The organism is Flagellimonas chongwuensis (assembly GCF_013376415.1).
In the GTDB taxonomy this organism is placed as follows: domain Bacteria; phylum Bacteroidota; class Bacteroidia; order Flavobacteriales; family Flavobacteriaceae; genus Flagellimonas; species Flagellimonas chongwuensis.
Window position 1 is genome coordinate 80,160 of the sequence record NZ_WYET01000007.1, and the last position, 26,000, is coordinate 106,159.

A 26,000-nucleotide genomic window follows, 5' to 3' on the forward strand; every position below is an offset into this window, starting at 1 on the left:
CTTTGGAGTTTAATATCTTTTTTTACGGCCTCTCTGTCCTTTCTTTCCTCTGTTATTGTTGTTATTGGACGACCTACTCGGTTTATTTTTAAGAAACTGTCCACTTTCGGTAAGGCTCTCGTCACTTTTTTCCAAATCAATCTGTCCATCACTAAGCTCTTTAAGGTGATTAAAGATGACGCTATCTTCTACCGTATCCTTATTCCAAACCAAGTAGCACTTTTTCATGTGGTTGGCAATCGCATACTCCAAACCTGAACGCATATCACCTTTGTCCCAGCTTACGGCAACATCAATCATTCTTTTGATATTGTTTCCGTAAAAACGGTACTTTGGATGGTTTTGTGGATAATCCAATGGTTCCGGACGTTGTTGCAACATCTCTTTAGAAGTAATCGGGAATGGTGAATCCACATCCAACTTAAAATCGGCCATAATAAACAATTGGTCCCAAAGCTTATGCTGAAAATCGGGAACATCCCTTAAATGGGGCTGTAAATTTCCCATTACACTAATAATGGATTTGGCCACTCTGTTTCGTTCGTCACGGTCTTCAATGGACACCGCATGATCTACCATTTTTTGGAAATGACGACCGTACTCCGGGATAAAAAGATGTGGACGCTCCGTGTTGTATTCTAAATTAAATATTTCGTTCAAAGTAATGTGTTTAGAGATTTGATACTTGGAAAGTAATCCGATAACGTTCGCAAAGTAATAAAATTATAGCAAATAAAGGGCCTACAAAGAAATTACGCCTTCTACCACCGATACTTCCTTATATTTTTCTATCACAGCATCTGGATCTTTCAAATTTACTGTGATGGACAAACTGGTATAAGTACCTTTTTTGGACTTTTTTGACTCGATTACGGCACCGGTGTTGTCAAAAATATCCTGTATCTGTGAAATTCGGTGCTCATCTGTCGGGACTATAAATTTATAAAGGTAGGTAGATGGCCAACTAGTGCTTTCCAGTAACTGGTCCTTTAACTTTGCATAAAACTCCTCCGTATCCTTATTATCCATACCTCATTTTTATACAAATATATGGCTTACCGGTCAATTTTTTTTCCTTAAGTCGATTTCATTACTTTGTAACATAAATTCAAGGTCTTTGGGAAAGAAGAAAATAGTCATCACGGGAGCGCCGGGAACTGGTAAGACTTCCATTGTTAATGGATTGGAAGGCATGGGTTACCATTGCTTTCATGAGATTATCCGTGATATGACCTCTAAAGCGAAAGAAGAGGGACAAACCGAACATTATATTTCCAACCCCTTGGTTTTTGTGGATGATGCATTGCAGTTCAACAAAGATTTGTTGGAAGGAAGAACATCGCACTACAAGGAGTCCCTTAAAATAGATGTCCCGGTCAGTTTTTTTGACCGTGGTATACCGGACGTATTGGCCTACATGGACTTTTTTGGACAAGAGTACGATGACTTTTTTACTTCTCACTGCAAAAACCACAGGTACGACTCCATTTTTATTGTTCCACCCTGGAAAGAAATCTATGTGTCGGACAATGAACGAATGGAAACATTTGAGGAAGCGGAGAGTATTCATGACTCCTTGATGAAAATTTATACAAAATTTGGCTATAACCCCATTGAAGTGCCAAAAGATGACGTCCCAAACCGGATTGATTTTATTTTGGAAACACTTAAAAAATTATAGTGCATAAGGACACCACAGGCATTTTAAAACAATTTTGGGGTTATGATGATTTCAGGGGATCCCAAAAGAACATTATCAACACCGTTTTATCCGGGCAAGATGTTCTCGCATTAATGCCCACCGGGGGCGGAAAATCCCTTTGCTATCAGGTACCCGCACTCGCCAAAGAAGGCATCTGTATTGTAGTCTCACCTTTGGTGGCGCTTATCCAAGATCAAGTATCACAGTTAAAAAAAAGAGGAATCAAGGCCATTGCTTTAACGGGTGGCATTCCGCCCAGTGAATTGAACGACCTTCTGGACAATTGCGTCTATGGCAACTATAAGTTCTTGTATCTCTCCCCAGAGCGGCTACAGCAATCCATTATCCAGGAACGTATCCAGCAAATGAACATCAACCTTATCGCTATTGATGAGGCACACTGCATATCCCAATGGGGAAACGATTTTAGGCCAGCATATCTGGATTGTTCCATTTTAAAAGAATTGGTTCCCGGTATTCCCATGATGGCCCTTACGGCTACCGCTACGCCGCGCGTTGTAGATGACATTGTGGCGAATTTGGAATTGGAAAATGTGGCGATTTTTAAAGATTCCTTTTCTCGCTCCAATATAGAATTTAGGGTAAAACACTCTGAGGACAAGCTGTACCAGCTCAAAAAATATATGGAGCGGATTTCCGGTAGCGCCATTGTGTACGTACGTTCGAGAAAAATGTCCATTTCATTGGCCAACTTTTTGATCAAAAATGGTATATCGGCATCTTTTTTTCACGGAGGGATTCCTAAATCCGATAAAGAAGATAAACTCAACCTCTGGTTAAACGGTAAGGTACGGGTGATGGTGGCCACCAACGCTTTTGGCATGGGAGTTGATAAACCGGATGTTCGTTTGGTTATTCACTATCAAATACCGGATAGTTTAGAAAGTTATTTTCAGGAAGCAGGAAGAGCTGGTCGCGACGGGGAGCCATCAACGGCCATTATTATCACATCCAAAGAAGATGAGGATAAGGCCAAACAACAATTTTTGTCCACATTGCCCGATGTTTCCTTTGTGAAGCAGGTGTATTCCAAACTCAACAACTTTTTCCAGATATCTTACGGGGAATTGGTTTCGGAACCTTTGTCCTTCAAGTTCAACGAATTTTGTAAACGTTACGACTTTAACCCCAACATGACCTTTAATGCCATCCGCATATTAGATCAAAACTCGGTTTTATCGCTATCGGAGAATTTTAAGGAGAAAACCACACTTCAGTTTGTCGCGTCCAAGAATGAGATATTCGATTATTTGGACAAAAACAGGAAGACCGCTCCAATCATACAGACCATTCTGCGCACCTATGGTGGTATTACAGAATACGAGACCAAGATCAACCTATACATGCTGTCCAAAAAAACGGGTATGGCCGAGGGACGTTTGAAACAACTCTTGCAACAGCTTGCAGACGATAGCATTGCAGAATACGTGAACAATACTTCTGATCTGGAAATTACGTTTTTGGTACCACGTGAAGACGACCACACAATTAACCTGTTCGCCAAGAAAATCAAAGATTTTAATCAGGTTAAACAGAATAATATGGCGGCGATGTTGGGGTACGTTTCCAATAAAAAACTATGCCGCAGCCTATACTTACTTAATTATTTTGGTGAAAAGACCAGTGAAAAGTGCGGTACGTGCGATATTTGCACCAAGAAAAAGGTAGTGGCTTCTCCACACGATTTGGAGAACCGGGTGATGGAGCTCTTGGAAATCCGTCCGCACACCTCCCGACAGCTTGAAAAGGCCATTGGGGCAAATGAAAAAGAACTTTTAAGAACATTGGAGCGGTTACTGGAAGATGAGCTGGTCTCCCTAAATTTTAAGAATGAGTACATCAAAAAATAATCCCCTTCGTATTGTATTTATGGGTACGCCCGACTTTGCCGTGGGAACCTTAAAAAATATACTGGAAGCCGATTTTAATGTTGTCGGTGTCATAACAGCTCCAGACAGGCCTGCCGGCCGTGGCCGTAAGATGCAAGAATCTGCTGTGAAGCAATTTGCGGTACAGCATAATTTAAAGGTATTGCAACCTACCAATTTAAAGGACGAAGGCTTTCTGGAAGAATTAAAAGCGCTAAATGCCAACTTGCAGGTAGTGGTCGCCTTTAGAATGCTGCCCAAAGCAGTTTGGCAAATGCCGGAATTTGGGACCTTTAACCTTCACGCTTCCCTCCTGCCCCAGTATCGTGGGGCGGCACCCATCAACTGGGCAATAATAAATGGAGAAACAGAAACAGGTGTTACCACATTTTTTATTGATGAAAAAATTGACACCGGAAATATTGTCCTTCAACAAACAGAAAAGATATTGCCCACCGATAACGTAGGCGATTTGCACGACCGATTGATGGTCATTGGAGCTGACCTTGTTGTGGAAACCTGCAAACAGATTGAAGCTGGAACGGCCACCCGACAACCACAGAACGAGAATAAAACTCTTAAACCCGCTCCAAAAATCCATAAAGATACCTGCCGCATCGATTGGAGCGCTTCCATGGAAACCATTTACAACCATATTCGGGGATTGAGCCCTTACCCCGGCGCGTGGACCATGTTGATAAACGACGGCAAAGAAGACCAAATAAAAATCTTCAAAACAGAAAAGCTTCAGGCTGAGCATAACCATAGTATTGGAAAAATTCTTGTAGAGAAGAAATCATTAAAGGTTGCTGTAGAAGGAGGCTACATTTCACTCTTGGAATTACAGCTTCCCGGAAAACGAAGAATGCAGGTTAACGAGGTTTTAAATGGGTTAAATCTAGAAAATGACGCCCACCTGCGCTAAGCCCTTGCTATGATTGGGCTGCGAAAATTTGTCGTTTTTTTCCCACTTTATCAACAAACGTTTCAAGTTATCAACAAAAAACCCGATTTCCCTTGGTTTTACTTGCGTGAGACGCAAATCCATATAAATTTGTTCAGCATTAAAATTATATTAACAACAATTAATTTAATTCCATTATGAACAAAACAGAATTAATCGATGCTATGGCAGCTGATGCTGGCATCACTAAAGCAGCAGCAAAAAAAGCATTGGAATCTTTCTTGGGAAATGTAGAAGGAACGCTTAAAAAAGGAGACAGAGTTTCCTTGGTAGGTTTTGGTTCTTGGTCAGTTTCTAAAAGAAGCGCTAGAGAAGGTAGAAATCCACAAACTGGAGCTACTATTAAGATTGCCGCTAAGAACGTTGTAAAGTTCAAAGCAGGTGCTGAATTGAGCGGTGCAGTTAACTAATCAATTATTTATTTAATATACGAAAGCACTCCTTTAGGGGTGCTTTTTTAGTTTATATGCGTTGTGTTTTTTGCATATATTGAATAATATGTTAAATTTAAGTACAAGAAAAAATGTAAATGGTAAGTCAAAAGCCTAAAAAAGGGAATTTACTTGTTGCGGAACCTTCACTTACCGGTGATGTTTCTTTCAATAGGTCAGTTGTACTTATTGCTGAACACAATCACGAAGGTTCGGTAGGCTTTATTTTAAATAAACCTTTGGACTATACCATTTGCGACCTTGTTTCCGATATTACCATTCCTTTTCAGGTTTTTAATGGTGGGCCCGTGGAACAGGACAATCTTTATTTTATACACAAGGTTCCAGAACTGATTGAAAATAGTATTGAAATTTCCGATGGTATTTTTTGGGGCGGTAATTTTGAAATGACCGTTGACCTTATCAACAACGGAACCATTACCGAACAGGACATTCGTTTTTTTTTGGGCTACTCTGGTTGGGGAATCAGCCAACTGGACCAAGAACTTTCATCCAAATCGTGGGTAGTGCTGCCCAATGAATACGAAAGCAGCATTTTGGAAAAGGGGCCCAATGCCTTCTGGAAAGAAAAAATGATGGAACTTGGCGGGGATTATGTTTTATGGTCGAATGCCCCCGAAAACCCTTCGCTCAATTAACCGATTCGGGCCTTCGCATTTAATTTTCCCACAAGGCTTTTTGCCACCTTTTTATCGAACTCTTTTTTCCTGTATTTACTGATGGGTTGAATACCAGCAATGGAATTGGTAATAAACAGTTCGTCCACTTTTTGAAGTTCGAAGGGAGAGATGGAATCCTCGACCAAATCGTATTCTTCGGAACCTGCAATGATTTTCATCAAATTTTTACGGATGATACCATCCATACAACCATCACTTAAAGGCGGCGTCTTGATTTCGTTGCCCTTTACCAAAAACAGGTTTCCGTTAATGGCCTCTACCACCTTTTTATCGGTATTGACCAACAAGCAATTGGCATAGCCATTTTCTTTGGCATAGACTCCTGCTACCACATTAAGTATCCTGTTGGTAGACTTGAGATTGGAAAGCATATCCTTATTGACATAGTAATCTTTGAACAACTCCACTTCATAATTTTCTTCTTCAATAACAAAAAAGGGAGACTCCATGGTATTGGTCTCGATTACATAGGAAATCTGATTGGTAGTCGGGGTATACAGGCCTCCTTCGTTTCTAAAAACAGTCAACCGTACACGAACAGCGCCGCTATCCTGAGCATTGGAGGTTATGGTCTTTTTTATTTCCTCCTCTAAAAATTCCATGGTGAATTCCATCGGGATTTCCATACGCAAAATGCGCATGGACGCCATTAATCTAAAATAATGGTCTTCCCAAAAAAATAGGGTACCGTTTACGTACCTAACCGATTCAAAAAGGGCATCGCCGTATTTAAAAGCTCTGTTGCTTCCTGTAAAAATTGACTTATCCGTTGCTAAAAGTTCTCCGTTGTAATTGACCATAAAAAAGTCCCGATTAAAATCGGGACCAAAGATACGGTTTACCTGAGAAAAGGACTAGGTTGAACCCAGAACCTGTTTTAGGTCGGAAATCTGGTTTTCCCAAAGCATTCTTGCCTCGTCAACTTCGTCATCCTCAGCAAAGTCTGTTATAAATAATGAAACATCCTTTGTTATCTCATCAACTATTATCCGCATTTCAAAAAATGAACCATCCTCATTTTCTTCCCATGCCAGCTTTACAAACTCCTCACTTTTACGCTTGAGCAATTTTGCCCTTTCTTCAGCACCGTCCCAAATAAAGGTAAATATTTCTCCACGGGAATTAACGTTATCGGCATACCATTCAGACAGTCCCGAAGGAGTGGAAATATATTGGTAAAGCAACTGAGGTGAAGCTTGAATAACAAACTCCAGTTCAAATTTAACCTTATCACTCATTGTCGTGTTCTTTAATCGTTCTTCAACTTTTGTATAATTTGGGAAGATATAAAAATAAATATCAAATAATAAATTAATAATGAATTTTGATTCAGCGAAAATTTAAACATATATTTGCACCCGCTTAGCGAAATAACGGCGAGGTAGCTCAGCTGGTTAGAGCGTCGGATTCATAACCCGGAGGCCGGGGGTTCAAGTCCCCCTCTCGCTACAAAAAAGACCACTTTAAAAGTGGTCTTTTTTTGTTTTGGATGTTACTTCACAATTGAATTTTCCATTTATACGGATAGTAAATACCTGACTCAATGTCCATTAAAATATCCATACATCTGGTAGGCAAACAAACCGAATCCAGCAATTATCAGATAAACGTTGGATGCTTTATAAAACGCTTCATAGCTAGACTTACCTTTCCATATATTAATCAGAAGAATAATTGGAATCAAAGCGACGATTTGTCCTAACTCTACACCAACATTGAAACTAATGATTTTCAACAAAAATTGATCTTGTCCCATATCAAAGGTCTGTAATCGTGTGGAAAGTCCCAGACCATGTATAAGTCCAAATAAAAATACCATGAATAACAAATTGGGTACTTTAACTCCCAATTTGTTAAAGCCTTCCAAATTTTCAAAACCCTTATACAGTACACTCAATGCAATTATTGCATCAATTAGATATTCATTTACCTGAATACCCAAATAGGTTCCACCCAATAACGTAATGCTATGTCCTAGTGTAAAAATAGTTATGAACTTGATAATATCCCGAAATCCTTTCAGAAAAAAGATAACCCCTGCCAAGAAAAGCAAATGGTCGTACCCAGTGACCATGTGTTTAGCTCCTACCCAAATGTAGGACCAAAGCCCTCCGTTATCCAATAGTAGTTGGTCGCTGGAGCTCACATCGTGAGCCATCAAAAGGGTTGGAAAAAACAGTGTGGTTAAAATAAATGTTTTAGTCCTTATGGCTTTTATAGGCATTATTTCTTCTTTTTAAAGTAGAAGAAAAGACCGGCAACAATGATCAAACTAACAAGAAGAAAAATGTAGCTAGGAAAACTTTCTTCTTCATGTGCGTGATGGTCATCTTTGGTACCGCTACCATGTGCTGCACTATGCCCAGAACCTATCGCGAAGGTAAGTGTGGCCCAGTTGGACTCGTGGGTGAGACCTTCTTCCTCCGACTGTACCATATAAATGGTTCTCATATGCCATACTCCTGCATTGGTTATTTCAAACTCTAAAATACCAGTGTCATCAGTACGAAGTTGCAAACCAGAATTATGATCATGGTCCGGTGCTTCCCCACTACTATGCGTATGTGGTTCCCCTCCATCATGACTATGTTCGATTGCGGAATTTTCTTCGGATTTCTCCGTGCCAACAATCACCAATTGGTTGGCCAATGGTTCTCCTTTGTATAGCAATTGAACCTTTAAAGAATGGCCTGGGTGAATATCATAGGGATTTTCTTGTGGAATAAATTCAATAGGATACCCCAATGCGGTTTTCCAGTCATCAGACAGCTCTTCTCCTACTTGAAAAATGGTCTTCACGTGCTTGGAATATTTCTCAACTGCATCCTGGTCCAAAGCGTTGTTCTCTTTTCTCCATTCCAACATGTCTACAACTCCATCGTGCTCTAAATAATCGTTGAACGATTTTGCATCCAATGCGATATTATTTGCTGCAGTTGAAACACCTGCCACCCAAGTACCTGGAGCACCTGTCTTAAAATTCAAAAATGTAATACTGTCCTTTTCGGTCCATTGAGTTGAATCTACTTGGATACGCCGACCATTCCCAACCAAGCTCATATCGAGCATACGGTTCCTGTCGATAACATTTTCACTCTTCTCAAAAGTGCCGTTAAATAGTTGGATTACTGCCTGTGTATCAGGCTCAAGGAAATAATTGTCCATTTTTAGGAACATATCGTGACTACATAATAGCACGATGGCCAAAACGCCAAAAAAAACTTTCTTCATTATGATTTTGTTTATTAAAGATTAGGTGGTGAAATCAATTCCCGACCTTGTGATACAAATATCCACAAATCATCTATTTTGTCCATACTCAAAATTTCAAAAACATAAGAATATCGTCCGTTTTGAGGTCCAGATAATCGGCTACATATTTACAAATCGATAGAGATCATCGGAAGCTTGCAAGAGTTTTCCTTTTAATGAAGGTTCAAGGTCCGGGTGACTCTTCAGGTATTCTTCTACCATTTGATAAGCTTCCTTGGACTGATATTGTCCAACCGTAGCGGACAACCACCTTTTGGGAAAGAAAATGTCTCCTGTCCTTTGAATCTCCTCCAATAAGTCCAATGCCAACGGAAGTTGTTGTATTGCGGTTTTTTGTCTTAACGGATGGTGCAGATATCCACAGGCAGTACCTACCCAAGATTCTTTTTCTCTGTTTTTGGCATCCTTGAAAGATTTAAAGAGGGTCTCTCTTACGGCAACATCGGAAGATAATGCCGGCAACAAAAATTCAAAACGTTTTATCTTATCCGGGTTGTCCAATTCGGTCTTGGCCGTCTCCAAAATTGCTGGAGCCTGTTGGTGATCATATAGGGCAAGTGACATGGCCATATCGGTGTAGTCATCTTGATTGAGCTTTAATTCTGGAATTTTCACTTGCTTGGTCCAAACCGAGTACAGTTTTTCTTTAGCTTTTTCGGAATATGCTAAACCTTTCCAGAGTCCAAAAATATTCTTCTTGATATTGGGCCCATATGTATCCTTAAGCAGTTCGTTCCATAGCAAGTTTTCAACCAATGGCTGTTTTTCCGCTCTTTGTTCTTCGGTAAAGTAACTCCAAAACAATTGTGAAGCTTCACCACTGACCATGCCATGAACAAATTCGTTTTCCTCTTGTAGGATTACATCGATGTATAGATCAAAAACCTGAAGAGGAGGGAGTTGCCCAGATAGAACATTCTCATAGGCATTGAGATAGGCATATCCACGTGCGACCTCATCTTTTAGCGTTGGGATTACGTTCAATTTGGACGAATCCAAAGGAAAAACTCCATAGCCAAAGGCGTTTGAGTTATAAATTATCGTCTCGGGTCGTGGGAGTCCCTCCGCTAACTTCACATTTACAACACTATCTGATATCGTCACTGGGATGACTCTGGTGCTATCCGGATATACCAAGGTTATCTCAAAGGATTGCGGCCATAATTTATCGCTTCCATCTTCTGCTTGCTGAGAAAGTGTAAACCTTGCTATTTTCTCATTTTCATACTCAATCCCTTCTGTTATGATTGGTCTGCCTGATTGATTTACCCATACTTCACTCCAATCTTTTAGGTTTATGGGCGTCCTTTCATCCAAAATCTCCACCAAATCGTTCCAGGTAGCATTTCCATAGGCATAGGTCTGTATGTATTCGCGTATACCGTCTCGGAAAGCCTTCTCCCCTATTGCAGCCTCCAATTGTCGCATCATAATTGGTGCTTTGTTATATATGATGCCCCCGTAAAGACTACCGGCATTTTTTAGGTTATCCAAATGTTGCCGTATAGGATTGGTACCACGCGTCCTGTCCTCACCGTAGGCACCACGGTAATGGGAAATCATAAACTGGAGCTTATGGTTGATTTCGGGAAAGGTCGGGTTCATGATCTTATCGGCCATAAAATTGGCAAACACCTCTTTCATCCATACATCGTTGAACCAATCCATGGTGACCATATCCCCAAACCACATATGTGATGTTTCATGTGCTATAAGCTTGGCACTACCCATACGACGGCGTTCCGTAGCACTTTCATCCAAAAAGATAGAAGATTGACGGTATTGAATAGCTCCTACATGCTCCATTCCTCCGTATTGAAACCCCGGAATGGCCGCAAAATCCAATTTCTTAAAGGGAAACTCATATTGGGTGTAATCTTTTAAAAAATCGATTGATCGCTGATGCAAGTCGAAAATATTGGGGACACTGTAAGCAATTTTTGCGGAATCTGTTTCACGATAAAGCATTGTCATATCAAACACACCTGGGTTTTCGGTAACCGATTCAAACTTCCCTGCAACCAAAGAAAACAGATAAGTGCTCATAAAATCGCTTTCCTCAAATGAGTAATGCACCGTTTCGCCTTTTGGCTCCGCTTCCCTTAATGGTGCTCCGCAAAGAACTTTCCAGCCGGCAGGTGCGATAACATCCACTACATAACGTCCCTTGATGTTGGGTTGATCAAAACAAGGAAACAATGTACTGGCACGATCAGGTACCAAAAGGGTGTATAAATAATTTTCATTCCGATTCAAGGACAGTTCTCCCGCATTAAAGGTAATTTCAATCGTATTGGGCCCTTCCTCAAGGTTTTCCGAAATAATAATATGTTCTTGTTGATGAGCAACGTCTTGCTTTTGACCATTTACTTGAATGGTTTTTAACAATGAAGCGTCTGCATTAAAATCAAGATATAGGGGTTGCGAAAGATCATGAAGGTCCACATCCAACTTTAATTTTGAGGCTATTGGACGATTTTTATCGGCTGGAATATCAAAAGAAAGTCCATAGACCACATTGGACACCTGGCCAACTCGGTACTCTGCCAGTTGCAGCGGAATACCCTCTGCCAATAAATCTTCTTTTTTTGTTGACTCACAGGAGGTTGAAATTATCAATAAACTCGCACAGGCCAGAATGCTTCTTTTCATAAAACTTGGTTGGTTTCGTTCCCTTTTGCCCATCAAGGTAGCTAAAATCATGGTGATAAAGCATTAAAAAGCAAATACTTAATCTCTTATAACGTAGTTGACTATATCTACTCCCGTATTCCCTGTTTTTGGGTTGTAGGCATAAACAGTGATTTGATAATATCCAGCTTCCTTGATTCCAAAGTGGCCTTGAAAGCTGTTTTGGGACGGATTTTCCAATTTGACCTCCCCTATAATTTCTCCATCTTTTTTGACCATGGCTTTGACTTCCATTAATTTGGAATCCCAAATTCCATCTACTTCTATTGGGCAACCGCACATCATAACGATATGGGCCTCTATGGGCAACCCGGAGGCTGGTATGGATTTCAAATCAATATATTGATGGGTATTGGGCTTTAAAATATCTACCACAAAACCGGGTATTTCCAATACTATACCATCTCCTAAAATGTGTTTACCTGGAATCAACCAAAGTTCCGTACTGGCCTGTACACGCGCATTTTTCTTATTGATTGGTGAAATCACCTCTACGCTTACAAAAGTGGGTTCGGCAATATCCAAAATTGCCATAAACCCGGCAGTTTTATCATCGCTAAGTTGCGTGTAACGTTCATGGGCACTTTTCATGATCAAATCCGTGTTTCCCGTAGCGCCTGTAGTATTGCCCTCGGCCATGATCTCATCGTTCAAACTGTTACGGACAATTATGTGGGCTCCTCCTATGGAACTTCCAACGAACTTGGCATCCTTTGCCTTGGCACGTACCATGAGTTTTGTCTCGGTGGCAAAACCATTTAAACAGATAAGAAGTAATGTTAGGGATAAAATTGATTTCTTCATTTTGGTTGATTTTTCAATCCTAAAATTAAGGCTTTTGAAAAGTTCTCAGGGGAGGAAATCCGATTTTTATCCCAATTCAATTGCTACGAACCAATTTGTGAACGTAATAGCTTAAGTTCATCTCTGGCTGCCTGTATAAGCTGTTTTAATCGATTGGAATCCTTTTTGGGGCAAGATGATTGTCCCAGATGATATTCGGAGCTTTCTATAACTCTTTGACAATAGGAAATTTGTTCTTGTAAAGGACATTTACAGATGGTCTGGCCGTATAAATTGTCCAATTGGCTCAAGGAAGGGGTCGGGGCACTATTTTTAAAAATCTTCAACATAAATCAAACAGATAATCTCATCACACAATACTGCAACAAAAACCAAGCCACAGTATTTTGCTACTCGCCCTCCACCCTCAGCATAAATCCACGACGGCTTACATTTACTATGCTCAGTTTGGGGTCGTGCGCCAGATGTTTACGTAAATGCGATATAAAAACGTTGAGACTTTTTTTGTTGAAATAATCATTCTTGTCCCAAACCGTGGTCAAGATTTCTTTATGAGTACACAATTGATTTTTGTTCTTTGCCAATAATGCCAAAAGGTCAAATTCCTTTCCTGTCAATTTGATAGGCTTCCCGTTGTATTTGAGTTCAAAATTATCCATGTTGAGAACGTAATCGCCAATCTCATATTCGGATACTTGAACTTCTTGTTCCTCATCCTTTACCAACCTGGCCAATAATGCATTGATACGCACAACGAGCTCCTCTTCATCTATGGGCTTTTTAAGATAGTCTACAGCACCTAATGAAAATCCTTTGAGAACATCTATCTTGAGCGACCTTGCAGTTAAAAAAATAAAGGGGAGCTCGGGATTGATTCCTTTGATCTTTTGAGACAGTTCAAATCCATCCATATCGGGGAGCATCACGTCTAAAATAGCCAAGTCAAAAACATTGGTCTTGGTTTTTAGCACAGCTTCCGAAGCATCTTTGGCCCAAGTGACCACAAAACCTTTCATTCCTAAATATTCCGATAATAGATACCCTAGGGAATTATCATCCTCAACCAATATCAACTTATACTTTTTATCCATTTTTGGTCAATTTAAAGGACATGGTAAATGTGGTTCCATGTCCCGGTTCGCTTTGCACCGTAATTTTTCCACGGTGCATTTTGATTATTTTTTGCACATAATACAGTCCTAAGCCGTATCCTTTTACCTTGTGGACATCTCCATTTTTAACCCGATAATATTTTTTGAAGATCTTGGGCATATCCTCCTTGGCAATACCTTGTCCATTATCGGTAATCCTGATGAACAATCGCCCTTTTTGTTTGCTTGCGGTCAATTTTATTTGTGGATTGTCCGAATACTTCTTTGCATTTTCCAATAGGTTGCCCACCACATTTTCCAGATGGAACTTTTCAGCCCTAATAATGTATGGACCTTCTTCGAGTTCGAACTCAAACTGGATTTCTTCGTGCTTAGCCAACAAACTAAAACCTTCGCAAATTCGCTCTAATTCTGGTTTAAAATCGATTTCCTGAAACTGTAACAGCTTATTTCCGGACTCCATGCTGGCCAACTCCAACACTTTATCGATATGTTTTTTAAGCCTGTTAGATTCGGCTCGAATCAATTCCACCACGGCTTTTTTATTCTCAGGCACATCTTCTTCCAAGATCTTACTTGCCAATCCTATGGAGAATACAGGCGTTTTTAATTCATGTGTCAGGTTATTGATAAAATCGTTCGTGGTAGTATTGATGCTTCGTTGCAAATAAAATGATCTAAGGACCCAGATTACCACTATGATTATCATCAATAAGAATAATAGTCCTGGAACAATCAGTCCTCGCAATTGGCCCAAAAAGTACCTGTTCAAATCTTCAAAACCAATCTCAAGAATAATTTCCTTTTCGAGCAATTCTGGTAAATATCCCTTCACTTTAATTGGGTAAGTAAGGTCTTCTTGCGCTTTGATGTGAGGGCGAACGGAACTCAAATACGTTGTGGAATCGCGGGAATACAGTTTATAGGTAAAAGGGGCATCAATTCCGGAAAGGTTTAATTGGTAAGATATATAGTCATTCAGGTAATATTGGGAGGCCTTCTCTAGGCTATCCAACCCAATCTTAACCTCGGAAGTATCTTTTCTGATAGTGTTCCCTAGTGTATAGGTCAATGAGTTTACCGCTGATAGTTCACTATTGATGTTGTCCCTAGCCCTATCCATCTTATCAGAAAATTGGACACGGGCCAAACCTAGTCCCACTCTCAGATATTGGTATTGCACCACCAACAAACCGACAACTGCGATTATAAAAAAAATAACATAGAGGTTCCTTTTGGTCAGCATACCGCTAAATAAACAAAAATATACCAGCTAATTACCCAATGGTTAACCCTATTAGTCTTTCATTAACCTTTTTGATCTTTCATTAGTTCCTGTGCTTAAACACATAGTTTATATTAGCATTGAGTTTAGTTAAGACATATAAAGTAGCAAATCTTCAAACCGACCTATTCTAGGTCGGTTTTTTTTATTTTAATGCAACTGGAAGCTCTAATTTCATTTTCCGCTATGGATTAAGCTTTTATATACTTTATCTTTGGATTCCAAATTTTATGCATGATAAGTATTTTTCAGAAGAAAATTTACTTGGTCGATTATTTGAGCGGCCTTGTGGATATCCACAACCACATTTTACCTGGTATTGACGATGGCGCCAAAACTATTGGGGATTCGTTGGAGTTAATCAAAGGATTTTCTGATTTCGGTGTGACTAATTTTATATGCACGCCCCATATCATGCACAATTACTATGACAACACCCCTAGTTCAATCAAAAAGGCATATGGCCAACTTTCTAGTGAATTGCAAAAAAATGATGGATGGCAAGTCAATCTGGAGTATGCCGCTGAACACATGATCGATGATAATTTTGAAAATATCTTAGAAGCCAATAAGGTAATGCCCTTGAGCAAAGACTATTTACTTATTGAAATGTCGTATTTACAGCCATCCTTTAATTTTGATATAGCAGTTGACCAAATCGCCAAGCACAAATATTTTCCAATATTGGCACACCCGGAAAGGTATATGTACTATCACGGTAAATATGGGAAATACGCATCCTTAAGATCTGAAGGAGTATTGTTCCAGCTCAATCTACTGTCGTTGGCCCCTAAATCCTATGGAAAGGCGGTGCATAAAACAACTGAAAGGTTATTGAACGATGGTATGATCGATTTTGTTGGAAGTGATGTCCACAACATCAGACAACTGAAGCTGCTGAAAGAAACCAAAATATCAAAAAAGACATTAGATCATCTCTTCCCGATTATTGAAAATACCATTCAGACCTTTTATTAATCATTAGGAGAAGCTCCACCATTTCTTAACGGACTTTCCGTAACCATACCCATATTTTCCACCATAGCCCAATTCGGATTGCTTTACATTATTGACCACAAAGGATAGTCCTTTTAACTTACCTTCCTCTTTAAGCTTTAACGGAAAATCGATGACCTTAAGTTCAGTAGCACCTGCTTTGACCACATATAGGATTTGGCTGGCGTACTCACTAATAAGCAACGTGTCGGTTACTACCATCAATGGTGCAGTGTCCACAATAACGTAATCGTACATTTTGGATACCTTCTCAAATAATTCGCCCATTCTAGGATTCATCAGTAGCTCTGTTGGGTTTGGCGGTATTTTTCCAGAAAATATAAGGTCTATTTCGTTTTCATTGATGTGTGCCGGAACGGTGATGTCCTGGACCTTTAAGTCAGAATTGACAAGAAACTCTGTTAGTCCTGCCTTTGTACTTCTTCTGGGTTGAACATTCTTTCCCACTTCCACATTTTCGTCACTGGAAAAGAAATCATAAAGCTTAGGGTTACGGATATCAGCTCCCACCAATAAGACCTTCTTTCCAGTATCGGCATAAATCTTGGCCAGATTGGATGAAATAAATGTTTTACCCTCCCCAGGAACGCTGGAAGTTATAAATATAAGATTGTCCGGCTTCGATTTCTGGCTCTTTTGAATATAGTTGAGATTGGTCCTTAAAATCCTCAAGGACTCCGCCAACACTGAACGGTCGTCCTTCTTTACAATTTTTCTGTCTTTTTTTCCAATTTTAGGGAGTTCGGCAATAACTGGGATATTATTCCCTATGACACTTTCCAAATCCTGTTTGCTATTTAAGGTGTTGTCCAATAACCCAGACACATAAATAAACATGAACGGAAGTACAAACCCAAGGAACAAGGCCGCCACATAATTGATCATCTTGTTAGGTGCTACGGGGGCAGAACTGGTGCTATAAGCAGCATCCACAATGGATGATGGTGGAGAAGCTGAGGCAAAGGCTATTTGAGCCTCCTCCCGCTTTTCCAGAAGATATAGGTATAAAGACTCCGTGGTCTCCAATTTCCGTGTAATATCACGTAGTTCGCGTTCATTTCCGGGAGCTGAATAAATCCTACTGTTGATTCGGGATTGTTGCCGAGCCAAACTATTGATCTGCAGTTCCAGGTTTCCTGTGGTATTGTTCAAACTTGAAAGCAAACTACTTTTTAAGGTATTAAGTTCCTTGTCCAAATTTTGAACCACTGGATTCAGATTACTGGAACTTTCCAACAACCTGTTTCTTTCTGCAACCAATTGATTGTACCGTGCGGTAGTTCCTGTAATCGTTTGGTCGGAGAGGCCAAGGTTTGATGGCAAAATTTCATAACCGTCTTGGTTTTCGACCATATCTTTCATGGAAGATGCCATATTCAATTGCAAAGAAGCACTTTCCAACTGTTGCCGGTTCTCCATACCCACACTTAAGTTGATATTGGATTCGGATGAAATATCCGTAATTCCACGATTGGTCTTGAACTCTTCCGCGGATTGATCCACACTGTAAAGATTAGAGTAAATCTCTGTAATACGGGCATCAATAAAATTGGAGGTTTTGTCCGCTGCAATCTTTTTATCCTCAATTGCATTTTCGTTATAAACTGCTATAAGTGCATTGATAATGTCCTGTGCCCTTTGCTGAATCCTGTCCTGAAGGTAAAGGGACAAAATATTAGAGGACCGTTCCAATGGAGTTATTTGAACACGGCCTCGATAACTATCAGCAACCACGGTAGCAGGTCTGATTACAATTCTAAATTCATTATCCTTGTAAATCTTTATGTTTTCAACACTTGGTGTTATAATCATATCTCCCAAGGGAGTTGAAATATTAGATCCAAAAGTGTTTTGTTTATAGGGCTCATCTTCTTGCCTCTTATAACCAAATGTCGCATCTGACATCACGTTTAAATAAAAGCTGAATCCAGATTGACTTACTATGGAATCCGACTCTTTAAAATTCAAATTGAAAGGAGAGTCTTTATATATCTCAGAATCTAGAATATTACCCAATCTAAAAATTTGTGTGTTCAGCTGAAGCTTTTTTACAACTTCTACAAAATTAGACCGAGATTTGATGATTTCAATCTCATCGATAATCGGATTCATCTGTCCCTGAAAAGCACCCAAATCCTGAAAAACCGCAAGTTCGGGGTTATTGTTTCCCTCCATCTCTATTTTGATTCGAGCCTGGGCATCATAAAGCGGTGCCGTATAGCGATTGTAAAGGAAAGCTATACCCAAACAAAATATAACTGCGAGCAAAAACAAATACCACTTGCTCGTATACTGTCTAATTATTTCCTTGAAATCAATACTTTTAAATGAAAACTTGTTTTCCAAAGATTACTATTTAAGATTTAGAAATGGTATTGTAAATTAATTACGTGTCAAAAACAACGTAGTTGTTACGATTAAAGAAAGTATTGAAAGTGCTATCGTAGTTCTATTGTCCAATGAAGAAGAGACAGCAGCCGATTTGTTTGGTTCTACATAGACCACATCATTTTGTGTGAGGTAATAGGCAGGAGAGTTCATTACATTCTTGGAAGTCAAGTCCAACCTATTATACACCTTTACGCCATCAAAATCCCGAATCACCATCACATTTTCTCTTCTACCTTTAATGGTTAAATCTCCAGCCAATCCAAGCGCTTCCAATATGGTCACTTGTTCTCCAATAATCGGGTATGTTCCCGGACTACGTACCTCACCCAATACAGTTACGGTGAAGTTTCTTAATCTTACATTAATAATTGGATCCTTTAAGTAAGATGAAAGCCTTTCCTTAAGATCAACCTTAAGTTCCTCTGGGGACAATCCCAGTACATTTACTTTTCCAATCACAGGGAACTCAATATCCCCGTTTTTATCGACGATATAGTCCAATGATTCCGATTGTCCGTTGGCCGCAACCCCTATGGTTAGATTAAAAGGAGCACTAGCCTCAGGGTTTAGGGTCGCCACATAAATACTAATCACATCATCCACCTTAAACTTGGGTTCAAATCTGTTTTCGGTAACAATTGTTTCAAAATCCTGTGAATCTTGAAAATACACAACTTTTTTTGATGATGTGCAGGAGACTACAACACAGGCTATGGCAAGCAGTATTATGGCGTGTTTAATTTTTTGATACATCGGGAAAGTGTTTAGTTATTGAATTGAGGATATCCAATCTTAGAGGTTTTCGGTGTTTCCTTTATTGGTGTTTTCTTGTCCAATTTACAAAAATCTGAATTGTTGGAAATATATTCCGGTACTATGTCCTTCATCAATTTCACCACATTATCTTTAAAGAACAAGTTGGAAATACAAAGTTCGTCTATCATGGTTCGAGTTCCCACATAATCAATTTCACGCACCTTGCTGATCATAATCTTATCATGATAGGTCGGAAGCGTATTTTCTCCATTTGCCAAAAGTTCTTCATAAAGCTTTTCTCCTGGCCTGAGCCCTGTTACTTTTATATCAATATCATCCGGATAATGGAGACCTGAGAGTCTTATCATATTCTTGGCCAAATCCATAATCTTAACGGATTCTCCCATATCAAAAATAAAGATTTCACCGCCTTTGCCCATGGCTCCGGCCTCCAATACCAATTGCGAGGCTTCTGGAATGGTCATAAAATACCTGGTAATGTCTTTGTGGGTAACGGTCAATGGGCCACCTTTCTCGATTTGCTTTCTGAACAAAGGAATCACCGAGCCATTTGACCCGAGTACATTTCCGAACCTTGTTGTAATAAATTTTGTTTTGCCCTCTTGCTGTCTGCAGCTTATGTACATTTCTGCAATTCGCTTGGTGGCCCCCATAATGTTGGTCGGGTTTACCGCCTTATCCGTCGATACGAACACAAACTTTTCAACTTCATATTCGCAAGCAAGGTCAACAATGGTCTTGGTACCGGCAACATTGATCTTGATCGCCTCATATGGGTTTTGTTCCATAAGGGGTACGTGCTTATAAGCCGCAGCATGGAAAATCCTATCTGGTTGATATTGCTCAAAAAGCACACGCATCTTGTTCTTATCCCTAATGTCGCTCACAATGGGCACGTAATTGAAAAAGCCGGCCTGTTTCAACTCTTGCTGCAAATCATACAGCGCAGATTCCGCTTGATCGATAACAATCAAAGAGCGATAGTTGTATTTGCAAATCTGCCTTACCAATTCACTTCCTATAGAACCAGCACCTCCGGTAACCATGATCACCTTATCCTCGAAATCTTTCAACACCTTACTGTTCTTGATCTCGATAGGTGGGCGGTCCAATAAGTCTTCAATCTGAACACGCTTGATCTGTGAAACCTTGAGTTCTCCATTGATCCAATCTTCTACAGGAGGCACAATTTTTACTTTTACCGGAAGATCGACAATCTCATTTACAAGAGTTCTCAATTGTTTGGGATGGATACTCTGTATAGAGAAAATTACTTCCGAGACATTGTGAAACTTCACAAAATCCTCCGTCAAAATTGACTTGTCGTAGACCTTAACCCCATTGATCTGCTTTCCTACTTTCTGCAAGTTATTGTCCACAAAACCAATGACCTTTGCTCCCATTTTGGAGTGATTGGTCAATGTGTTATATGTAATGATTCCTGATTCCCCGGCACCATAGATAATCAAGTTCTTTGTAGGTACCTGATTGCCTTTCATCAAGCTTTCAAAAGCAATCTTAAATACCATCCGAGATGCAGACAATGCTATGAAGGTAAGCAAGCTATTAATTATTATTATGGACAAAGGGATGGTGAATTTTTCAAAGAACACCATATACCTATTGAACATTACCACGGCAATGGCTCCTATACTTGCCAAACATACAGCATTAAAAATAGCGTAAACATCCTTTATACCGGTGTGTCTTACCACACCCTTGTAACTACTCGAGATAAGGAAGGCCAAAAAGAACAATACAACTACGACCGGCAATTGCATCCACAGCTGCTCCACATCAAAATCGAAGCTCAGGTTAAACCTGATAAAGTATGCAAGGATAAAGGAAAAAGAAACAATACAAAGATCGATCAAAAGTACGGTCCACTTTGATGCGTATCGCTGTCCGGTCCTAAAAAAGAATTCCTTTATCATTTTAGTTCACTTTTGATAATTCCACAAATTCTTTCCAAATCACTAGTTTGCAAACTAGACCCGCTTGGCAAACATAGTCCACGGTTAAACAGGTCTTCGCTGACACCGTTTACATACGAATTGTTATTCTTGAATACTGGCTGTAAATGCATCGGCTTCCACAACGGCCTTGATTCTATGTTTTCATGTTCAAGGGCAATTCGTATGCCCTCCCTGTCCTCAAAAGAAGGGGTTAAAATACATGTGAGCCAACGATTGGATATACTACCCTTAGGTTCTTCCAGAAATGTGATTTTGGACTGATCCGACAGGTGTTCCCTGTAGTATTCATAATTTTTTCTTCTTGCGGCCACTCTATCTCCCAAAACCTCCATTTGCCCTCGCCCAATACCAGCGAGCACATTGCTCATTCTGTAATTGTAACCTATGTGGGAGTGTTCGTAATGGGGAGCATTATCTCTCGCCTGTGTGGCCAAGAAAACGGCCTTTTCCTTAGTTTTTTGATCTTTACAAAGTAGGGCACCTCCACCTGATGTGGTAATAATTTTGTTTCCATTGAAGGATAGGATTCCTATGTCACCAAAACTTCCGCAGTTAAATCCTTGATATGAACTTCCCAGGGCCTCGGCACTGTCCTCTATCACAGGAATGTCATATTCCTTTGCTATGGCGTGGACTTCATCCACCTTATAGGGCATACCGTATAAATGTACCGCTACAATGGCTTTGGGTTTTTCACCATTTGCCAATCTATCCTCAATGGCTTCCTTTAATAAGGCAGGGGAAATATTCCAGGTTTCTTCTTCACTGTCCACAAATATAGGCGTGCCACCCAAATAGGTAATCGGATTTGCAGAGGCGGCAAAAGTAAAGCTCTGACAAATTACCTCATCACCATGGCCTATACCTAAAAGCTCAAGACCTAAATGTATAGCTGCCGTTCCAGAACTCAAGCAGGCTGCGTGGACATTGTTACCTATAAAATCTTCAATTGATTTTTCAAACTGTTGTACGTTGGGACCCAAAGGGGCTATCCAATTGGTTTCAAAGGCTTCCTTTACATAGGTTTCCTCATTTCCGCCCATGTGTGGCGGTGACAACCAAATTTTTTTTAATACTGTGGTTTCCATTATCAGTTTTGGGTTGATATAAGTAGGACAAGAATTTCTTCTCGAAAGTAAATGTAATAGTAAAATTGGGGCTGGAAACCATTTCGCTTTACTATTCGCCAAACACAAAAAATAATCGATTAAGTGTTGGAATGATGGTAAGTTGAAAGAATTACAATCCGGTGAAACGTGAAAATCTCGGTTTACGGCACTGTACTTTTTACAGTGCATACAGAACCCTCCATACTATCTAAAATAAGAACACAAATTAGTTTTACTAAAAAGTAGTCCGCGAATTCCATTAATTCCCCATTTTTGTATAAACTTTTCAACTATGAGAATTCTGGTAACCGGGTGTGCAGGATTTATAGGATATCATCTAACCCTAAAGTTGATTGAAAATGGCCATAATGTGATGGGTATCGACAATCTCAACGATTATTATGATGTCCGGTTAAAATTGGACCGTTTAAAAGAGCTCGGTATCGATTCGGATAATGCACTTCATCAAAATAAGACCGTGGCAAGTGATTCTTTTAAAGGCTTCAAATTTGTTAGAATGTCCATTGAAGACCGTGAAAATTTGCCACAATTGTTCGATCACAATCATTTTGATGTCGTTTGCAATTTGGCCGCACAAGCAGGGGTACGTTACAGCCTTGAAAACCCAGAAGCTTATGTGGATAGCAACATTGTTGGATTTTTGAATATTTTGGAATGTTGTAAGAACCATAATATCGAACATTTGGTGTATGCCAGCAGTTCCAGTGTGTATGGAATGAACAAAAAAATCCCCTTTAACACTACTGATTCTGTAGACCATCCCATAAGTCTGTACGCTGCTTCCAAAAAAAGCAACGAGTTAATGGCCCATACGTACAGTCATCTTTATGGGATAAGAACCACCGGGTTGCGATTTTTTACCGTATATGGTCCTTGGGGGCGACCTGATATGGCTATGTTCTTATTCACGGAGGCCATCTTGAACCATAAACCAATAAAAGTCTTCAACCATGGAAAACTTGAAAGGGATTTCACCTATATAGACGATATTGTACAAGGAATCACCCAAATAGTTGAAAACAAGCATACCGCTGCGTATAATTCCGATAACCTCTATCATCTGTATAACATCGGAAATAGTAAAAGTGTCAAATTGCTAGACTTTATCGAAGCTATTGAAGATGAAATTGGCTTGAAAGCATCTAAAGAAATGATGCCCATGCAACCAGGGGATGTGGAAAAAACGTGGGCCGATGTATCAGGACTGGAAAGAGATTACAATTACCGGCCAAACACACCCATCAAATCCGGCGTAAAAAAATTTGTTGCCTGGTACAAAACGTATTATGGCAATTCAAATGAATAATATGGAATTATAAGCTCGTTACCCTATAAATGGTTTGATCTCCAAAACACCTCTTTCCTCAATTAGACACTCATTTTAACACTAAACATGTATTTTATCCGTTTTATCAAAAGTTCACCTAAAACCAGCGTGGTTCTAATTACTTTTCTTCATATTTGCTCGAAATTTTCTTAAACACCCATGGATATATCACACCTTGACCTAAACAAAGAACATACTATTTTAGTTACGGGAGGAGCTGGATTTATTGGCTCCAACCTATGTGAAGCATTGTTGGACAATGGAAACAAAGTAACCTGTCTGGACAATTTTTCCACAGGTAAAAGAGAAAACATCTCCCACTTACAATCCAATCCCAATTTTAAATTGATAGAAGGAGATATCAGAAACCTTGCCGATTGTCAAAAGGCATGTGAGGGCGTTGATTACATTTTACATGAAGCTGCCTTGGGATCAGTCCCTAGGTCAATAAATGACCCTATTACAAGTAATGAAGTGAATGTTTCTGGATTTTTGAACATGTTGGTAGCTGCGCGCGATGCCAAGGTGAAGCGTTTTGTATATGCTGCCAGTTCTTCAACTTATGGCGATTCCGAGTCACTTCCAAAGGTTGAGGACAAGATAGGGAAGCCACTGTCCCCCTACGCAATCACTAAATATGTGAATGAGCTTTATGCCGATATTTTTTCCAAAACTTATGGGCTTCAAACCATAGGGCTACGTTATTTCAATGTTTTTGGAAGAAAGCAAGACCCAAATGGCGCCTATGCCGCGGTAATCCCAAAGTTTGTTATGCATTTAATGCAGCACGAGTCGCCGGTCATTAACGGAGATGGTTCTTTTTCAAGGGATTTCACCTATATTGATAATGTCATCGAAATGAATGTAAGGGCATTGACAAGTACCAATGAAGAAGCTGTAAACACAGTATACAATGTAGCCTTTGGAGAGCGGACCGACCTAAATGAACTTGTTGGGCTTCTAAAGGAGTTTTTAGGGGAGTTTGATGCCCAGATAAAACAAATCGAACCAAAATATGGTCCTAACAGACAAGGAGATGTCCCCCATTCCCTAGCCTCTATTGAAAAGGCAAAAACCCTACTTAACTACAGTCCCAAATACGATATGAGATCAGGTCTCAAAGAAGCCGTGAATTGGTACTGGAAGAATCTTAAATAAAATACGAGAACAAAATGAACTTAACGATAATAGGAACTGGATACGTTGGATTGGTAACAGGAACTTGTTTTGCCGAAATGGGAAACAAAGTTACCTGTGTCGATATTGATGAAAAGAAAATAGAGAACCTAAAAAAAGGAATTATCCCCATATACGAACCTGGTCTTGAGGCTATGGTACAACGCAATGTTGACAATAAAACCTTATTCTTCAACACCCAGCTGAAGGATTGTTTGGCAGATTGCGACATGGCCTTTATCGCCGTTGGCACTCCGATGGGGGAAGATGGTTCTGCGGATTTGAAATACGTACTCAATGTTGCTTCTGAAATTGGAAAGCACATGAGCCAACCTCTCATAATTGTGGACAAATCCACTGTTCCAGTTGGGACGGCCGACAAAGTAAAGGATGTTATCCAAGAAGAGTTGAACAAAAGAAATACCAACATCGATTTTCATGTAGTTTCAAACCCTGAATTTCTAAAAGAAGGGGATGCCATTGGCGACTTTATGAAACCGGACAGGGTTGTTGTTGGTACAGAGGACAAAGCTACTGCGGAAAAAATGCGCCAACTTTACGCTCCATTCTTTAGAAGTAGCATGGACCGTATGTTGGTGATGGATGTGCGTTCTGCAGAAATGACCAAATATGTTGCCAACGCCATGCTTGCCACAAAAATTTCGTTCATGAACGAGGTGGCAAACATTTGCGAACTGGTGGGCGCCGATGTAAACAAGGTGAGAATTGGTATCGGGTCCGACAGCCGAATTGGTTACAGCTTTATCTATCCCGGTAGCGGCTACGGAGGGTCATGTTTTCCAAAAGATGTTAAGGCACTTAAGAAGACAGCTCAACAACACGGTTATCAAGCACAATTGCTCAATGCCGTAGAGGATGTTAACGATAGACAGAAATTGGTCATTGCAGACAAGGTAATCGAACATTTTGGGAACGATTTATCTGGTAAAACATTTGCTGTATGGGGTCTATCCTTTAAACCAGGAACTGATGACATGCGGGAAGCCCCCTCAATTTATATCATAAATAAACTTACAGAACTCGGGGCTAAAATACAGGCCTATGATCCCAAAGCGGTTCACGAAGCCAAAGAATTTTATTTAAAGGACAACAAAAATATTGAGTACGCCGACTCTAGGTACGAAGCATTGGAAAATGCCGATGCGTTGTTGCTTTTGACAGAATGGAAGGAGTTTAGATCACCAGATTTTATGGCAATCAAGAATAACCTTAAGAACCCTTTAATTTTTGATGGTCGTAACCAGTATGATGGGGAACGAATGGAAAATATTGGAATCAAGTATTATCAAATCGGAAAAAAATAGGATTCAAAGAAAAACAAGATACGCTGTCC

24 protein-coding genes and 1 tRNA gene are annotated in these 26,000 nt (G+C 39.9%); 10 read left to right on the forward strand and 15 right to left on the reverse strand.

Translation table 11 applies throughout. From position 1 onward, the window contains the following. Window positions 1-9: 9 nt before the first annotated feature. Window positions 10-660 (reverse strand): DUF4290 domain-containing protein, encoded by a 651-nt coding sequence (locus tag GUA46_RS13190; protein WP_176620885.1) that lies wholly within the window; start codon window positions 658-660, stop codon window positions 10-12. 81 nt (window positions 661-741) lie between these two features. After that, a complete protein-coding gene (locus GUA46_RS13195) occupies window positions 742-1,029 on the reverse strand; it encodes a DUF493 family protein (protein ID WP_108244196.1) in 288 nt (95 codons plus the stop codon). Window positions 1,030-1,117: 88 nt separating this feature from the next. Here GUA46_RS13195 and GUA46_RS13200 point away from each other — a divergent pair, with 88 nt between their 5' ends. The 5 genes from GUA46_RS13200 (at window position 1,118) to GUA46_RS13220 (ending at window position 5,645) form a co-directional block, all read left to right on the forward strand. Next, window positions 1,118-1,681, forward strand: a complete 564-nt coding sequence (locus tag GUA46_RS13200) for an AAA family ATPase (protein WP_176620886.1) — start codon at window positions 1,118-1,120, stop codon at window positions 1,679-1,681. After that, on the forward strand, window positions 1,681-3,573 hold the full coding sequence (locus GUA46_RS13205) for a RecQ family ATP-dependent DNA helicase (RefSeq protein ID WP_176620887.1): 1,893 nt from the start codon (window positions 1,681-1,683) through the stop codon (window positions 3,571-3,573). The genes GUA46_RS13200 and GUA46_RS13205 overlap by 1 nt, the downstream gene beginning before the upstream one ends. Continuing rightward, on the forward strand, window positions 3,554-4,516 hold the full coding sequence (gene fmt, locus GUA46_RS13210) for a methionyl-tRNA formyltransferase (protein WP_176620888.1): 963 nt from the start codon (window positions 3,554-3,556) through the stop codon (window positions 4,514-4,516). The genes GUA46_RS13205 and fmt overlap by 20 nt, the downstream gene beginning before the upstream one ends. Before the next feature lie 176 nt (window positions 4,517-4,692). Further along, window positions 4,693-4,965 (forward strand): HU family DNA-binding protein, encoded by a 273-nt coding sequence (locus GUA46_RS13215; RefSeq protein ID WP_014034238.1) that lies wholly within the window; start codon window positions 4,693-4,695, stop codon window positions 4,963-4,965. A gap of 119 nt (window positions 4,966-5,084) precedes the next feature. Then, window positions 5,085-5,645: a YqgE/AlgH family protein gene (locus tag GUA46_RS13220; protein WP_108244200.1), complete on the forward strand. Its 561-nt coding sequence runs from the start codon at window positions 5,085-5,087 to the stop codon at window positions 5,643-5,645. Here the strand turns inward: GUA46_RS13220 and GUA46_RS13225 are convergent. Together GUA46_RS13225 and GUA46_RS13230 are read right to left on the reverse strand one after the other, a co-directional pair. Next, window positions 5,642-6,487: an aminotransferase class IV gene (locus GUA46_RS13225; protein ID WP_176620889.1), complete on the reverse strand. Its 846-nt coding sequence runs from the start codon at window positions 6,485-6,487 to the stop codon at window positions 5,642-5,644. The genes GUA46_RS13220 and GUA46_RS13225 overlap by 4 nt on opposite strands. A gap of 54 nt (window positions 6,488-6,541) precedes the next feature. Continuing rightward, window positions 6,542-6,925, reverse strand: a complete 384-nt coding sequence (locus tag GUA46_RS13230) for an START-like domain-containing protein (RefSeq protein ID WP_176620890.1) — start codon at window positions 6,923-6,925, stop codon at window positions 6,542-6,544. A gap of 137 nt (window positions 6,926-7,062) precedes the next feature. Here GUA46_RS13230 and GUA46_RS13235 point away from each other — a divergent pair. Further along, a tRNA-Met gene (locus tag GUA46_RS13235) sits at window positions 7,063-7,136 on the forward strand. Between the two features lie 91 nt (window positions 7,137-7,227). On the opposite strand, the gene GUA46_RS13240 is transcribed toward GUA46_RS13235, so the two are convergent. From GUA46_RS13240 to GUA46_RS13270, 7 genes are all read right to left on the reverse strand, one after another. Further along, complete coding sequence (locus GUA46_RS13240; protein ID WP_229418508.1) at window positions 7,228-7,845, reverse strand: HupE/UreJ family protein; 618 nt, start codon at window positions 7,843-7,845, stop codon at window positions 7,228-7,230. Between the two features lie 65 nt (window positions 7,846-7,910). Further along, window positions 7,911-8,918: a DUF4198 domain-containing protein gene (locus GUA46_RS13245; RefSeq protein ID WP_176620892.1), complete on the reverse strand. Its 1,008-nt coding sequence runs from the start codon at window positions 8,916-8,918 to the stop codon at window positions 7,911-7,913. 141 nt (window positions 8,919-9,059) lie between these two features. After that, on the reverse strand, window positions 9,060-11,612 hold the full coding sequence (locus tag GUA46_RS13250) for a M1 family metallopeptidase (RefSeq protein WP_176620893.1): 2,553 nt from the start codon (window positions 11,610-11,612) through the stop codon (window positions 9,060-9,062). Window positions 11,613-11,690: 78 nt separating this feature from the next. Beyond that, on the reverse strand, window positions 11,691-12,455 hold the full coding sequence (locus GUA46_RS13255) for a hypothetical protein (RefSeq protein WP_176620894.1): 765 nt from the start codon (window positions 12,453-12,455) through the stop codon (window positions 11,691-11,693). Window positions 12,456-12,538: 83 nt separating this feature from the next. Further along, window positions 12,539-12,784, reverse strand: coding sequence for a hypothetical protein (locus GUA46_RS13260; RefSeq protein ID WP_176620895.1), 246 nt, complete (start codon window positions 12,782-12,784; stop codon window positions 12,539-12,541). Between the two features lie 60 nt (window positions 12,785-12,844). Further along, window positions 12,845-13,546 carry a response regulator transcription factor gene (locus GUA46_RS13265; protein ID WP_176620896.1) on the reverse strand — a complete coding sequence of 234 codons (702 nt, stop codon included), beginning with the start codon at window positions 13,544-13,546 and terminating at the stop codon, window positions 12,845-12,847. Then, entirely contained in the window at window positions 13,539-14,813 is a 1,275-nt protein-coding gene (locus GUA46_RS13270) for a sensor histidine kinase (protein WP_176620897.1), read from the reverse strand. Before GUA46_RS13270 ends, GUA46_RS13265 begins: the two co-directional genes overlap by 8 nt. A gap of 273 nt (window positions 14,814-15,086) precedes the next feature. Here GUA46_RS13270 and GUA46_RS13275 point away from each other — a divergent pair, with 273 nt between their 5' ends. Beyond that, window positions 15,087-15,830 (forward strand): tyrosine-protein phosphatase, encoded by a 744-nt coding sequence (locus GUA46_RS13275; protein ID WP_176620898.1) that lies wholly within the window; start codon window positions 15,087-15,089, stop codon window positions 15,828-15,830. Between the two features lie 3 nt (window positions 15,831-15,833). Here GUA46_RS13275 and GUA46_RS13280 read toward each other — a convergent pair whose 3' ends face one another. The 4 genes from GUA46_RS13280 to GUA46_RS13295 are packed head-to-tail and all read right to left on the reverse strand — an operon-like array spanning window position 15,834 to window position 22,101. Continuing rightward, window positions 15,834-18,215 (reverse strand): GumC family protein, encoded by a 2,382-nt coding sequence (locus tag GUA46_RS13280; protein WP_108244212.1) that lies wholly within the window; start codon window positions 18,213-18,215, stop codon window positions 15,834-15,836. A 36-nt stretch (window positions 18,216-18,251) separates the two neighbouring features. Then, the gene (locus GUA46_RS13285; protein WP_108244213.1) at window positions 18,252-19,013 is read right to left on the reverse strand and encodes a polysaccharide biosynthesis/export family protein; all 762 of its coding nucleotides are present in this window, start codon (window positions 19,011-19,013) and stop codon (window positions 18,252-18,254) included. Between the two features lie 11 nt (window positions 19,014-19,024). After that, entirely contained in the window at window positions 19,025-20,971 is a 1,947-nt protein-coding gene (locus tag GUA46_RS13290; RefSeq protein ID WP_176620899.1) for a polysaccharide biosynthesis protein, read from the reverse strand. Next, the gene (locus tag GUA46_RS13295) at window positions 20,968-22,101 is read right to left on the reverse strand and encodes a DegT/DnrJ/EryC1/StrS family aminotransferase (protein WP_176620900.1); all 1,134 of its coding nucleotides are present in this window, start codon (window positions 22,099-22,101) and stop codon (window positions 20,968-20,970) included. Before GUA46_RS13295 ends, GUA46_RS13290 begins: the two co-directional genes overlap by 4 nt. A gap of 313 nt (window positions 22,102-22,414) precedes the next feature. On the opposite strand from GUA46_RS13295, the gene GUA46_RS13300 reads away from it, so the two are divergent. The 3 genes from GUA46_RS13300 (at window position 22,415) to GUA46_RS13310 (ending at window position 25,971) form a co-directional block, all read left to right on the forward strand. Beyond that, complete coding sequence (locus GUA46_RS13300) at window positions 22,415-23,449, forward strand: NAD-dependent epimerase (protein WP_176620901.1); 1,035 nt, start codon at window positions 22,415-22,417, stop codon at window positions 23,447-23,449. 180 nt (window positions 23,450-23,629) lie between these two features. Continuing rightward, entirely contained in the window at window positions 23,630-24,628 is a 999-nt protein-coding gene (locus tag GUA46_RS13305; RefSeq protein ID WP_176620902.1) for an SDR family oxidoreductase, read from the forward strand. Window positions 24,629-24,642: 14 nt separating this feature from the next. After that, entirely contained in the window at window positions 24,643-25,971 is a 1,329-nt protein-coding gene (locus GUA46_RS13310) for a UDP-glucose dehydrogenase family protein (RefSeq protein ID WP_176620903.1), read from the forward strand. Window positions 25,972-26,000 lie beyond the last annotated feature (29 nt).